Annotated in this window: 10 protein-coding genes; 1 reads left to right on the top strand and 9 read right to left on the bottom strand. The window is 55.8% G+C overall.

The window, feature by feature from the left end; translation table 11 throughout:
- Positions 1-6 precede the first annotated feature (6 nt).
- Entirely contained in the window at positions 7-1,344 is a 1,338-nt protein-coding gene (rimO, locus tag ACA060_RS05855) for a 30S ribosomal protein S12 methylthiotransferase RimO (RefSeq protein WP_007907296.1), read from the bottom strand.
- 289 nt (positions 1,345-1,633) lie between these two features.
- Between rimO and ACA060_RS05860 the strand changes: the two genes are divergently transcribed.
- Positions 1,634-3,535, top strand: a complete 1,902-nt coding sequence (locus tag ACA060_RS05860) for a potassium transporter Kup (protein ID WP_497315989.1) — start codon at positions 1,634-1,636, stop codon at positions 3,533-3,535.
- Between the two features lie 185 nt (positions 3,536-3,720).
- Here the strand turns inward: ACA060_RS05860 and ACA060_RS05865 are convergent, their stop codons facing one another.
- The 8 genes from ACA060_RS05865 to hsdR all read right to left on the bottom strand — a co-directional run bounded on the left by ACA060_RS05865 (position 3,721) and on the right by hsdR (position 13,828).
- Positions 3,721-4,047: a DUF3077 domain-containing protein gene (locus tag ACA060_RS05865; protein WP_497315991.1), complete on the bottom strand. Its 327-nt coding sequence runs from the start codon at positions 4,045-4,047 to the stop codon at positions 3,721-3,723.
- 391 nt (positions 4,048-4,438) lie between these two features.
- Entirely contained in the window at positions 4,439-5,347 is a 909-nt protein-coding gene (locus ACA060_RS05870; RefSeq protein WP_497315993.1) for a restriction endonuclease, read from the bottom strand.
- Between the two features lie 20 nt (positions 5,348-5,367).
- On the bottom strand, positions 5,368-6,642 hold the full coding sequence (locus ACA060_RS05875; protein WP_497315995.1) for a restriction endonuclease subunit S: 1,275 nt from the start codon (positions 6,640-6,642) through the stop codon (positions 5,368-5,370).
- A complete protein-coding gene (locus ACA060_RS05880) occupies positions 6,635-8,182 on the bottom strand; it encodes a class I SAM-dependent DNA methyltransferase (protein WP_497315997.1) in 1,548 nt (515 codons plus the stop codon). The genes ACA060_RS05875 and ACA060_RS05880 overlap by 8 nt, the downstream gene beginning before the upstream one ends.
- A gap of 60 nt (positions 8,183-8,242) precedes the next feature.
- Positions 8,243-8,926, bottom strand: coding sequence for a protein phosphatase 2C domain-containing protein (locus ACA060_RS05885; RefSeq protein WP_497315999.1), 684 nt, complete (start codon positions 8,924-8,926; stop codon positions 8,243-8,245).
- Positions 8,927-9,631, bottom strand: coding sequence for a hypothetical protein (locus ACA060_RS05890; protein ID WP_497316001.1), 705 nt, complete (start codon positions 9,629-9,631; stop codon positions 8,927-8,929).
- A gap of 2 nt (positions 9,632-9,633) precedes the next feature.
- Entirely contained in the window at positions 9,634-10,272 is a 639-nt protein-coding gene (locus ACA060_RS05895) for a hypothetical protein (RefSeq protein ID WP_497316003.1), read from the bottom strand.
- Positions 10,273-10,351: 79 nt separating this feature from the next.
- A complete protein-coding gene (gene hsdR / locus ACA060_RS05900; RefSeq protein WP_497316005.1) occupies positions 10,352-13,828 on the bottom strand; it encodes a type I restriction-modification system endonuclease in 3,477 nt (1,158 codons plus the stop codon).
- Positions 13,829-14,084 lie beyond the last annotated feature (256 nt).

Genomic DNA, 14,084 nt, shown 5'->3' on the forward strand with positions numbered 1-14,084 from the left:
TTGCGTTTAGATCTGTTCAGCCCACAGGTCGTATTCGTCGGCGTCGGTCACTTTGCACCAGACCTTGTCGCCCGGCTTCAAGTTGCTGCCGTTGTCGATGAACACGTTACCGTCGATTTCCGGGGCATCGAAGAAGCAGCGGCCAACCGCGCCTTGCTCGTCGACTTCATCGACCAGCACTTCGATTTCACGGCCGATGCGCATTTGCAGGCGCGCCGAGCTGATGGCCTGTTGGTGCGCCATGAAGCGGTCCCAACGGTCTTGCTTGACGTCGTCCGGCACGATGGCCGCGTCCAGCAGGTTGGCGGGTGCGCCTTCGACCGGCGAGTACTGGAAGCAGCCGACGCGGTCGAGCTGCGCTTCGGTCAGCCAGTTCAGCAGGTACTGGAAGTCTTCTTCGGTTTCGCCCGGGAAGCCGACGATGAAGGTCGAACGGATGATCAGGTCCGGGCAGATCTCGCGCCAGTTCTTGATGCGCGCCAGGGTCTTGTCTTCGAAGGCCGGGCGTTTCATGGCTTTCAGGACTTTCGGGCTGGCGTGCTGGAACGGGATGTCCAGGTACGGCAGGATTTTCCCGGCGGCCATCAGTGGGATCAGCTCGTCGACGTGCGGGTACGGGTAAACGTAGTGCAAGCGAACCCAGACGCCGAGGGTGCTCAGGGCTTCGCAGAGTTCGGTCATGCGGGTTTTCACCGGCGCGCCGTTCCAGAAACCGGTGCGGTATTTCACGTCGACGCCGTAGGCGCTGGTGTCTTGCGAGATCACCAACAGCTCTTTGACGCCGGCCTTGACCAGGCGCTGGGCTTCGTCGAGCACGTCACCGACCGGGCGGCTGACCAGTTTGCCGCGCATCGACGGGATGATGCAGAAGCTGCAGCTGTGGTTGCAGCCTTCGGAAATCTTCAGGTACGCGTAGTGGCGCGGGGTCAGCTTGATGCCTTGCGGCGGCACCAGGTCGATCAGCGGGTTGTGATCCTGGCGCGGTGGCACGGCGTCGTGCACGGCGTTGACCACTTGCTCGTACTGCTGGGGACCGGTCACGGCCAGTACGCTCGGGTGCACCTTGCGGATGTTGCCTTCTTCGACGCCCATGCAGCCGGTCACGATGACCTTGCCGTTTTCCTTGATGGCTTCGCCGATCACTTCCAGGGACTCAGCCTTGGCCGAGTCGATGAAACCGCAGGTGTTGACCACCACGACATCGGCGTCCTCGTAAGTGGACACAACGTCATAGCCTTCCATGCGCAGCTGGGTAAGGATGCGCTCGGAATCGACCAGTGCTTTGGGGCAACCCAGGGATACGAAGCCAACTTTTGGATTGGCCGGCGCAGGAGTGGTGGACATGTCTAACCTCGGTATTTGGGACGCCTCCAGCCGAAGACGGCAAGGCGACAGACGGGCGCTATGTTGCGCCTCTGGTCAAAAAGTGCGCAATTCTAGCGATGGAAGACGCACTTGACCAGCTTTATGCAGGGAAATGCGACGAGTGCTGCGCTATGCTTCGCGCCGTTACGCTTTACCGATTTTTTACAGTCAACAAAACGTCTGTAACGTCATGTAAAACAGCGCATGCTGCGTGGCAAAGCATAGTGCTTCTTATAAGAAGTCCGGGTCTGAGTAGTAGGAGTGTTGGATGGGGCAGGCAAGTAGTCAGGCGGCGGGTGCCGAGCATTCTGCGGCAAAGCCGATCGGCATGCTGGTGGCGGCGGTCGGGGTGGTTTATGGCGATATCGGTACGAGCCCGCTGTACACCCTTAAAGAGGTGTTCTCCGGCCACTATGGGGTACCGGTCAATCATGACGGAGTCTTCGGGATTCTGGCGCTGATTTTCTGGTCGTTGATCTGGGTCGTTTCGATCAAGTACGTGCTGTTCGTGCTGCGTGCCGACAACCAGGGCGAAGGCGGGATCATGGCTTTGACCGCCCTCGCTCGGCGGGCTGCGGCCGGGCATCCGAAGTTGCGCACGTTGCTGGTGGTCTGCGGGCTGATCGGCGCGGCGCTGTTCTATGGCGACAGCATGATCACTCCTGCGATTTCCGTTCTTTCGGCGATTGAGGGGCTGGGGCTGGCGTTTGACGGCATCGACCATTGGGTGGTGCCGCTGTCGTTGGTCGTGCTGGTGGCGCTGTTCCTGATTCAACGTCATGGCACCGCGCGGATCGGCATTCTGTTCGGGCCGATCATGGTGACCTGGTTTGTCGTGCTGGGGGCGCTGGGTGTCTACGGCATCGTGCAGCACCCGGAAGTGTTGCAAGCGATGAACCCGATCTGGGGCGTGCGTTTCTTCATCGTTCACCCGGGCATGGGCGTGGCGATACTTGGCGCGGTGGTGCTGGCGCTGACCGGTGCCGAAGCGCTGTACGCCGACATGGGCCACTTCGGTCGCAAGCCGATCGCACGCGCCTGGTTCATCCTTGTTCTGCCGGCGCTGGTGCTGAACTACTTCGGCCAAGGCGCGTTGCTGCTCGGTGATCCGGAAGCCGCTCGCAACCCGTTCTACTTATTGGCTCCGAGCTGGGCGCTGATTCCGTTGGTGGGGTTGTCGACCCTGGCCACGGTCATTGCTTCTCAAGCGGTGATTTCCGGTGCGTTCTCCCTGACTCGTCAGGCGATTCAGCTCGGTTACATACCGCGCATGCACATTCAGCACACCTCCAGTGCCGAACAAGGCCAGATCTACATCGGCGCGGTGAACTGGGCGCTGATGGTCGGCGTCATCCTGTTGGTGCTGGGCTTCGAGTCCTCCAGCGCGCTGGCTGCGGCTTACGGGGTGGCCGTGACGGGCACGATGCTGATGACCACCATCCTGGTGTCGGCGGTGATATTGCTGCTGTGGAAATGGCCTCCGGTCCTCGCGGTTCCGCTGTTGCTTGGATTCCTCTTGGTGGACAGTCTGTACTTCGCTGCCAACGTGCCGAAAATCATTCAGGGCGGGGCGTTCCCGGTCATCGCCGGTATCGCGCTGTTTGTGCTGATGACCACCTGGAAGCGCGGCAAGCAACTGCTGGTGGAACGCATGGACGAAGGCGGGCTGCCGCTGCCGATTTTCATCAGCAGTATCGCCGTGCAGCCGCCGCATCGCGTCCAGGGCACCGCCGTGTTCCTCTCCGCGCGCCCGGACGCCGTGCCCCACGCGCTGTTGCACAACCTGCTGCATAACCAGGTGCTGCATGAGCAAGTAGTGCTGCTGACCGTGGTCTACGAAGACATCCCGCGAGTGCCGCCGACGCGGCGTTTCGAGGTTGAATCCTACGGCGAAGGGTTCTTCCGCGTGATCCTGCACTTCGGCTTCGTCGACGAACCGGACGTGCCGCAAGCGCTGAAACTGTGTCATCTCGATGATCTGGACTTCAGCCCGATGCGCACCACCTACTTCCTCAGCCGCGAGACGGTGATCGCCTCGAAGCTCGAAGGCATGGCCCGTTGGCGCGAGGCGTTGTTTGCGTTCATGTTGAAGAATGCCAATGGCAATTTGCGGTTCTTTAACCTGCCGCTGAATCGGGTGATTGAGTTGGGTACCCAGGTAGAGATGTAACCCTCAGCAAAAAGCCCCCGTTGCCTTTATGGCGGCGGGGGCTTTTTTGTGCCCGGGATTCAGGGGCTGGCGATGACCCCCTGTAGGAGCGAGCCTGCTCGCGATAGCGGTCTATCAGTCGACAACAATGGTGAATATCAGTCCGCCATCGCGAGCAGGCTCACTCCTACAGGGGATTTGCGGTGTTATTCGTTCTTGGGCAGTTCTTCTTCTGATTCGGTCTTTGTCCGGGCCGGTCGCGGCGTCAGCACCTTCACCACATCATCAATCACGGCCTTACCCATCGCCGTCAGATAGTGCGCGGCCCAGGCATGCCGGTCGGTGTCTCTTGCGTAGGCGGCATCCTCGGCGAATGATTTGCCGAGGAACAGCAGGTCTGAGGCTTGTGACAATGCAGCAACTATGGGGACGCCGGCGCGGACGTTGAACAACGCCTGGTCTGAGCAGTAGATGAGAGGGGTGAAGCCTATGGTTTTTAGTTCTGAAATCGCGTTTGAATCAATTTTAGTCATATGTAATTCCTAATTTGAGGGGCTGCCCCATTCGTTTCCAAGCAAATGGGTGACAGCTGTGCGCAGGTTGGAAAACCGGGAAATTAGGAAACCGGCACGTCCGAAGACGTCCCGCGCACAGCAGCCATAACTCAAGAGTGCAAGCTGAAAAAGCCTGTGCAGTCATGAAGGGGCGCTGTTGCGAATAATTTCGACGGGTTTCCAAGCCCGATCGCTGAAAGGTCAGCGACGTCCGGAGAGTATCCCGTCGAAGAAAAACGCAACAAGGCATCAAAGTGCCCACGCGTACGATTCGGAGTTTGCCTACAAGGTCTGCGGGCGTCATCCGATATTGCGACACCAGAAGTAAACAAAACTAAACATTGGGCACAAGGATTACAGGCCAGCGGGATCAGTCCTCGGTGAAGTAATCCGAATCAATGTGCTTGATCTCAAAGACCTGTTTCACGCTACAGCCCAGATTGTTCTCCACCATCAGGCGCGCCAGTTCCACACCGTCGATCAACACCACTTTGATGTCTAGACCTAGCGCCGCCTCGCGTGCGCCGACGGAGAAATCGGACGTGGTGATGAACACTCCCTTGCGGGCACGCTGGCGGGTGAGGGCACCGATGAACTTGTCGATCTCCGGACGATGCACCGTGTTGCTCCAGCGCTTGGCTTGCAGGTAAATCACATCCAGGCCGAGCTTGTCTTCCTTGATGATGCCGTCGATGCCATCGTCGTTGGTCTGTTGCGTGGCGCGACCGGCCTCCTTGCGGGAGCCGCCATACCCCATGGCGATCATCAAATCGACCACTAATTGCTCGAAAAACGTCGGCGAAGCACCGCGCACTTGTGCAAGCAGCTCATCGGCCAAGGATTGCATCAAGGCCTGATGGGCCTGGTTCAGTTGCTCATCCGGGGTGATGTCTGCGACGGGCTCGGGTTGAGTGCCAGGTGTTTCGTTGTTTGGCCGCGCACCATGGAATGCGCCGAACTCTGGATAGCGTTTGAGCCAACCGACTGTGATCCGTTGAGGCCCGGAAACCAGCGCTTCACGGCCACGCTCAGTAATTTGCACCAGGCCTTTGCTCGGGATACTCAGCAAACCCGCCTTGTTCAGGTAGGTACGTGCCCAACCGATACGATTGTTGATGACTGTCTGCTGTCCTGACGGCAGCATCTCATGGCGCTCGACATCACTCAGCTGAAACTGCTCGGTGACCTGCTCACGCAGCGCCTTGAGGCTGACGGGTAGGCCATCGGCGACCATGGTCAATACGGGACGCATGACGGATTGGAAATCGGGAATGGCCATGATCGCTTCCTTTCTTTAATTCAGACCGACGCCTTGCGGCTACGTTTTGGCTTGGGTGCTGCGGCTCGCTGGGCTTTGATGCGTTCCAAAAGTACGCTGGCGGGTTCGTCGTTCGGGTCTTGAGGGGCGAGTTCGCCGCGGAAGGCTTTGGCGAGGATGCTTTGGGTCAGGTGGTCGATACGGCTTTTGGCCGAGGCGACTTTGGCTTCCAGTTGGTCGGCAAAGGCAAGGAGTTGTTCAACGCGGCGGACAATTTCGGTTTGTTCTTTCAACGACGGCAAAAGTACCGGTGCACTCATAACCGTTTGTTGATTGATTTTCGGCATGTTGCCAGCGGTACCAGTGGCGTTATCGCGGAAATACTTACGTGTCTGGTGGCTTGATAGGCAGATATGGAGATATTTCGTGAGAACGTCATCTTTTGCTCTGCATTTCATCATTAGATCTGGGTAGACGAATTTCATCGGTTCGCCGTCGTAAATGACGCTGACACCAACATATTCCAAAGTATTTGCCCTTTGGATCAAAATATCGCCAGGCTTGAGCCACAGATATGACTCCGGTGGAATTTCCTCGTCGATATACTTAAAAAACTCGCCTTTGAATACGCCCGCTGTGGTGGCGGATAAACTTAAAGTTTTTGTTGTGGTTTCGTGAGCAACCGTTTTTGGCGAGTATCCGTTTCTTGGTTTTCCCTGAATCAGATCTGCAAGAGTAAGAGTTTCCCATTCTGCGGGTTTTCCTACCCGCCAGTCCTCTGTCAGCTGACCTGAGACGGCGGCCGCGATGACGGATTGATGAAAGCGTTTAAGCAGGACAGGGATGGCATCAATGCGATATTTGAGGGCATAGACGTGTGCCAACAATTCGTCGAGTTTTTGGGTTATGCGTGTTTGTTCGGCGAGCGGAGGAAGGCTGATTCGCAATTCATATGCGTCTTGACGATTAAGGCCAGGAATTGCGGTGGACTTATTCAACTCACCAAGGCGAAGGTTTCTCAGTAGATAGAAGCAGAACTTTGGGTCAAAAAAATCGAAAGAGTCTACGTAGTAAGTTGTATCAATAGGCGAGCAATTTCTATCTGAGAAACATACCTCGCCAACGCTTCCTTTTCTACCTATTACAATAGTCGGCGCAAAAGAAAGCCAAGCCGAATGTTTGCCAACAACGCCATTAGATCCAAAAACGGGGTATTTCCCTCCGTCCCGTACTGTGGCAGGAAGTGCTTTCCCGTATTTAAACTCAGCGACTTCGCCAAGTTTTAATGCATGCCAATGTGCAGGAGCTTCAATCATTCCCATTCTCCTGTGCGATTACCAAGCCCATCGTTTCCGCAATTAAACGCTTCTGTGCCGCTACTTCATCCCCAGCCCCCAGCGCCTTCATCAGCTCCTCCAGCTCATGCAGTGCTTCTGTCAGTTCGGCCATGGCTTCACCGGCCAGCACCTCTGGCGCGGGTACGTCGGCAGCATCTAGGCTGTCAGCGTCCTTGAGCCAAGTGATATCCAGCGAATCACCGCGTTCTTCGATTTGTTTGCGGGTAAAAACACGGAAGCGGCTAAGCTCGCCGATACCTTCGACATTCTCCGCGCGCGGACTGTTGCCATTGGCATCTTCGCCGTAGGCGTCCTCGAAAGGCTTGAGATGGCTCGCGCCGAATGGTGTGCGTTTGCCGAAGCTAGGCATGTTGCTGCGCAAGTCGTAGATCCAAACACGCTGCGTGCAGCCTTGATCCTGACGGGGGGTAGCGGTGGTGCCTTTTTGGAAAAATAGGACATTGGTCTTCACGCCCTGAGCGTAAAAGATACCGGTGGGCAAACGCAGGATGGTGTGCAGGTTGCACTTGTCCATCAAATCGCGGCGCACATCGGTGCCAACGCCCGCTTCGAACAGCACGTTGTCCGGCAGCACCACAGCGGCGCGGCCACCGGGCTTGAGGCCACGGTAGATATGTTGGAGAAAGGATAACTGCTTGTTGCTGGTCTTGAAGGTGAGGTCGTCACGGGTCGGGCCGCCGCCGCCCTTGGCGGTGCCGAAGGGTGGGTTGGATAGGATCACGTCGACTTTCGGCAGGTTGGCTCCGGTTTGACCAAGGGCATTGCCCAAGTGCACGACGCCTTCGTCATCACCTTCCATGCCGTGCAGCAAGGTGTTCATCAACGCCAGTCGGCGAGTGCCAGGCACCAGTTCTACGCCGACAAAGGCACGGTTACGTTGGAAGCTTCGAGCCTTTTCATCTAAGTCGTAGTGCTCGTCAGTATTGCCTTTAATATAGGCATCTGCAGCAATCAAGAAGCCTGCGGTACCCGCTGCCGGATCCTGAATGGTTTCACCAGCCTGAGGCTTGATGCAGTTAATGATGCTGTCAATCAACGGGCGCGGGGTGAAGTACTGGCCGGCACCGGATTTGGTTTCGCTGGCGTTCTTTTCCAACAGACCTTCATAAAGATCGCCGAGGCCATCGCGACGGGCGCTGAACCAGTCAATACCGTCGAGGCTTTTGATCAATTGCTCCAGGTGGCGTGGCTCTTTCAGGCGGGTCTGGGCATCGGCGTAAATGGCGGCGATCAACGGGTCAGTGTTTTTGCCCAGATCGAGCAGCGTCTGCCGGTAGTAGTCGAGCAGATTAATACCTGATTTACCCGCCAAGTCCGGCCAACGCGCACCTTCCGGCAGCTTGTGGCCAAAGTTGTCATTGTTCTGAACCTGTTCGAACTCCATCTTGATAAACAGTAGCAACACCAACTCGGTGACGTAGTCGCTGTAGTTGATGCCGTCGTCGCGGAGGACGTCGCAAAGATTCCAGAGCTTCTGGACGATGTCGCTGTTGTTCATGGGAAGTACTCTAAAAAATGGGTCTGAATATGAGTCGAAAAATGTAAATGGTTCGGCTCATCAAGTCGGTGGAGTGATGACGCTCAGGCAACTGATGTCGTCATCGGTGGGCGGGGCGGGCAGGTGGCCGTCACGCAAAAAAGTCTGTTGTCGCTGGGCACACAAACCGGCCCAGAAGCCATCGCTCGCCAGCAACCAGTGTTGGTTCGGGCGGGCAGGCCAGTAATTGATTTCGGGGCTACTCGTTCGCCTGGCGCTGAAGCAGCGGGTCAACGTATGACGCGATGACGCCCGCGCAATCTGCGCATGGGTAAGGTCGCCTTGCCAGTTGGGGGCGCAATGTACAGCACTCAGCCACCTGATTTCACCGTCATGTTCAATAACGCCAAGGCAGCAGTCGCCTTCATGGATAGTGAATGCAGTATTGGGAAGCAGGCATAGCACCAGATAGCTGCAGGCCGCGAGGGGGAACTCATCACGTAGCATCTGATGGCTGCGGGCAATGAGGCGCAACATCGCGTCGGCCAATTGCTCGGCGTTCAGTTCAGTCATTGGGAGCTGGCTAAAACCCATGGTTAGCTCATTGAGCAGGGCTTGGGCCTGCTCCCCGCTGCGAGGATGACTGCTGCTGCCGTCGGCAATCAGGTAGACACTGGCGCGTGCCTGATTCGCATGGGCAAAGGCGTCACGGTTGTCCGCCGTGTGGGTGCCTGCCTGGGTGAGCCATCTAATCGTTGCGACCATTCAGGCGGAGACCTGGACGATTTGGTGCAAACGCTGCCAGATGATCTGTTCACGTTCGCTATCGCCGTGAGCGGCATCCTGTACCAGGTAGCCAAAATCGTTATTCCCCAGCAGTTCTGCCAGTGTTTGAGACAGATAGGAACGCAGCTCAGGGGCAGTAGACGCGACTTCATTCGGTAGTTCTTCGCGACCGTTAACCAGATTGAGTATGTCCTCTAGGTCTTGGCTGCCCAGTGGGTTCTGGGCGCCACGGCCAGCGTAGGCTTCAAGTTTACTGCCCAGGAAGTAGGGCGGGCTGAACAGGCGAATACGACGACCGCTGGGTAATTCGTGCCATTGCGCGTTGGCCAAGCCATCTTTAAACCAACGGTTGTTGCAGCCCAGCAGGTTTGCGGTTTCGGCGTCTGCGGGCATGAAGTCGACTTTCAGCTCGCCGAGACGCATGCGGCAGATGACTTCATCCTGCTGCGATTGCTTGAAGCCTTTTTGCTTGAGCTGTTCAACCAACGGTTGCCACTGGGCAAAGCCAGTCAGGTGCACGACCAGATCGACATCGTCGGTGTAGCGCACCTCTTCCAGGCTAAACTCGTCGGTCAGCAACAAGGCTGTCGTGCACCCGCCGACGAAGGCAACCTCTTTGCACAGGTCTTCCCCGAGCGCCTTGGCGACGACTTCAAGCATCTGAATGTTCTGTGTGCGGCTCATGATTAAAGAATCTTCTCGCGCAGCAGTTGGTTCGCAAGATTGGCTTCCCTGGCATTACCCAGGCGAACAGCATCAATCAGCGCCAGGTATTCATACAGACGAGGGTCTTTTTTGACGGCGCCCGGTACTGTCTTGAACAGTGGGGTGATGGATTGTCCTTTGCGAGAGCCATAAGCGTCCGGCCAAACGTGGATCAGGTCGCCACCGCTCATCAGTTTGTCTTGTAAAACGGGGGCGGAGAAGCTGGTCGGGATGCCGCGGACAATTTCTGCGGGTTTCACTGGAAAGACATAACGCAATCCATGCTCGATAAAGCCTAACAATGCTTTGCTGTTGACTCGAATAAAATGGGAGCTTGGGTCAACGCGTAGTAATCCGATCTCCAGACAGCGTTTCAATGCCGCGCCGACCTCGGTTTTGCTGATGCCAAGTGAGGCTTCCAGGGCGCGAACAGAGTAGCTCTCGTGATGGACTGGCGGATCTTGTTCCGAGTCGTCTTCCCAGCCTTGCCATTGTTTTACTTCGTCGGTATCGCTGAGCTTGATCAGTTGTGCCGTTTCGCTGTCGAGCGTGCGCTGCGAACGCTCACGCTGTTCCAGGCAAATCAGTTTGATCAGTAAAACTACGTCTTGACTCTTCATGTGGCCTCGGCTATCTACCGTCCTTTGTCCTAGGACTGAGGACAGTGTAGCCATTTATGTTTGGCGCCTGTCAACAGGCTCAGCCGACTTCTGGCCAAAGATTGTCATTCAAGGCTTCCAGTACTTTATCCAGTTTGCCACCGAGGTGGCGATTCAGGCTTTTGATGCCGCCATCGTTCTGAAAGGCTTCGTTGACCTGTTGTGGGTCGATGATCACCTCGTGCACCAATTGTTTTGCCAAGCGATCAAGCCATTTGCGTTGTACCGGCGTCCACTGTTCAAGTGCGTAGATTTTTTGCATGGCGTTGGCAACGCGTTGGTCGAAGGGCAGCAGAGCTTCACCGATAGCGGCTTGGCGGATGTAACCAATGATGCTGGCAGCGATTTCCTGGTTGGTCTGATTGCGCCACGCGCTTTTGAGGCTGACTTCGCTGAACCCATGTTGATCCAGCAGCAAGCGGACATTGCGCAGTTGTTCGCGAGTAAGGTCTCTCGGTCGATTGACTACCACGCCCAGAGCTGCGGACTGGTTGAGCTGGCTGTGGACGAAATCGTGGAAGCTCTCGAGATAGTCCAGGGGCTTGTGGTAGGCGCCGTAGCTTTGCTCGCGCACCATCAGTTCGTCACGATGGGTGGAAATAATCGGATAGTTGTCCGAGCCCATCAGGTTGCTGACGGCATCCAGTTGGGTCAGCAACTGGCTATGCTGGCTAATAAACTGGGCAGCCTGCTTGGGTCCCAGTTCGTGCAGATGCTTGTGCAGTTTGGCGGGTTCTACCCCCCAAATATCTTCAAGCTCTTCAAGCTTTTTCTTCAACGAGGGCTTGGTTTCCGCTTTATGGTCAGCTTTGCGCAGAATTCGCATGATGCGCTGGCTGAGTACGTCGAGCACATCATGGGCGTGGCTACTGTCGTCCTGATTGCCGGGAGCGTCATGACTCGCATCACTGGTGAGTTCGCTGACCAATTGCTCTAGCGAAACATTCGGGTTCTTCACCAGCGGCTTCATGGTATCGACGGCTTCAAGACTGGCGTAGAGGTCGACGGGGTCGTAGATGCGGAAAACCGTTTTGCCAATTTCATCGCAACGTCGGGTTGCGCGCCCTTTCATCTGTTCATAGAGGATGCGTGAGCGTACCCGACGCATAAACACCAGATTGCAGATTTTCGGCACGTCGATGCCGGTGGTGAGCAGGTCTACGGTAATCGCAATGTTTGGGTTTGGTTCGTTTTTGTACTTACGTATCAGTTGTTCAACTTTGTCGCTCTGGCCGGTGATGATTTGCACAGTCGCTTGGTTGTATTGCTCACCGTAAGCATCTTTGAAGGCAGCATTCAGAAGGTTTTTTACCCGTTCGGCATGGGCCTGATTGACGCAGAAAATCATGGTCTTTTCTTCGCCGAAAGGGTCCAACTCATTGGCTAGGGCATCGCAGATCACTTTGTCAAAAGCAGGTGTGATCACCCGGCGGTTGAACGATTCGATATTGAAGTTAAGTTCGTCCTCCAGTTCGGCGACATCAATTTCACCGGTCTGGGTATCGATGATGCTGACCTTTTCTCCCTTTTCAAATCGGATGCCGTTTTTGCTGAGTTGGGTTTCGTAGCGGATCGGTGGTTCATGGTCGATCAACCAGTCATCCGCCACGGCTTCTCGGTAGCTGTAGGTAAATACCGGCTTACCGAAAATCTCACTGGTGTGTTTGGCTGGGGTGGCGGTCAGGCCGATTTTGCATGCGTCGAAATAATCCAGCACGCGGCGGTACTGTGAGAGGTACTGATTGTGATCACGGACAGCCAGCTCACCCTCGCTCATTTCTTGATCGAGGGTGTAACCACGGTGGGCTTCGTCAACGATGATGCAGTCGAACTCGCCAACCGAAGGCGGTGTGTCAGAGCGGAAAATGCGGCTGACCATCGCCTGCACGGTGGCTACCTGGATGCGGGTTTCCGCCTCAGCGGCCATGTCACCCAGCTCTTTGATGTCGTAAATCTGAGCAAGTGTGTGGTTTTGCTCAAGGGTGGTGTCGTTGAACGAGTCTATAGCCTGAAGACCGAGGGCGCTGCGGTCGACCAGAAACAGAATGCGTTTGAAGCGTTCTGCTTTCAGGAAGCGGTACATCAGGCCAATGATGGTGCGGGTTTTGCCTGTGCCGGTGGCCATCGCAAGCAAGCAGTCGCGTTGGTTATTAGCTAACGCTTGTTCTACTGCATGGATGGCCTTTTCCTGATAGTCGCGCAACTTCAGATAGGCGAAGCCTTCTTCCTTAAGCTTGGCTTCGGCCTCTGCCTGACTGCGTTTGAGCAGATCCAGTAAATCATTGGGTGTATGAAAATCCTGCAGGGGGCGGGCAGTGTTGGCCGGGCTGCGTAGATCGCGGAACCAGGTCCCGGATTGTTCGGCAAGTTGCTTGATGTATGGGCGACCATTGCAGGCAAAGGCAAAGGGCACTTTGAAATCTGCTCCTTCACCATCATTCCAAGGGGCGTAGAGGCCGGCGAGTAGCCACGACTTCTGATGCTCCGGGGTGAACTTGAAGTCGCGAGAGTAGCGCTCGGCCTGTGGGATGCGGTCTGCAATGTTGATACGTTTACGTTTAGCCTCAACGATTGCTACCGGCGTCAAACCTGCGAACAGAACATAGTCGGCACAGGCTTTTGGGCTGCTGGTAGGCCATTCAGCAATAGCTTTATTCTTGCCCTTCTCGGGACGGGCGCCTTTTCCGTAGGTCAAGTCGAGGGAGTCGGCTTCCCAGCCAGCATCAAGCAACTGCTGGTCGATGAGGATGCGGGTGAGGTCTTCACTCAGATCGAACTTATGGGTGGCCTGCATTGTGTTATGCATGACCTGTGACGAAGCTTGTGGCTGAGTCAAAAGTTGAATTTGCAAGGCTTTAATGCGCTGTTCGTGCTCTACGCGCAACTTCGCAATGTCGGCCTCATGCTGTTTGGCTTGCTTCTTATAATGGCTAGATTCAGCCTCCATTTGCCCGGCGAGAACGGAATATTCTTCGGCCTCGCGCTTCATCAGGTCAGCCAGTTGTTGGTTGCTTTCAAGCTTCTGGCTGGACTCGTTCAATTGCGCTTTCAGTTGCTCAATCTGATTTTGTAGCTCGCGCAATGGTGCGCTGGGGTCATCCGGTTTTACAAAAGGCCCAGGTTGGAATTTGTCGCCATTTTTGCCGAACGATTGGTGGTACCAAATGGCAAGAGCGCGAGCGACCTTGAGCCCATCCATCGCCTCGCGGTGTTGAGTACGAAATAGGTGAGTGGCTCTATTGCCTTCGACACGTAGCGTTCGAAACAGATCGCGGATGTTTTGATCGAGTTGGATGTCCCGACCTAACTTGTAAAGTAGGTCAGCCTGCTTGGTCGTTGCGTCGAACTCAATACCGGCGCGGCTGGCCAGGTCCTGAGCCAAGGCCTCACCCAGCTGCCGCAACTTCATCAGTGTGGTGTTGGGATCGCTGGCAAAGATCTGTTCGGCCGTGCTCGCAAGCTGAAGGAAAACGGGGTCGTGTTCCTGGAGAAACGAGAAGTTACTGATCGCGGCCATGTTCATTCCTGTGCATGCTCTTCCCTGGATTGCGCCTAGTTGAGCTTAGTTTGCGCAATATTGCGTTGAGCTTAACCAAGATTGGCCAGGTTTGACTATGGCTTGGTAGGGCTTAGTGCCAGCACCCGCTGTATTGAGCTTTTTTTGTGTCTTGGGGTTTCTCTTGTTGGTCGGTAGCTTGATCTATGTTCAATTCGACGCAATGTTCTGCGCACAAAAAACGTGTAAGCGAGCGATAGTGGAGGATAGGTGGATA

This window comes from Pseudomonas sp. LBUM1671, assembly GCF_059695685.1.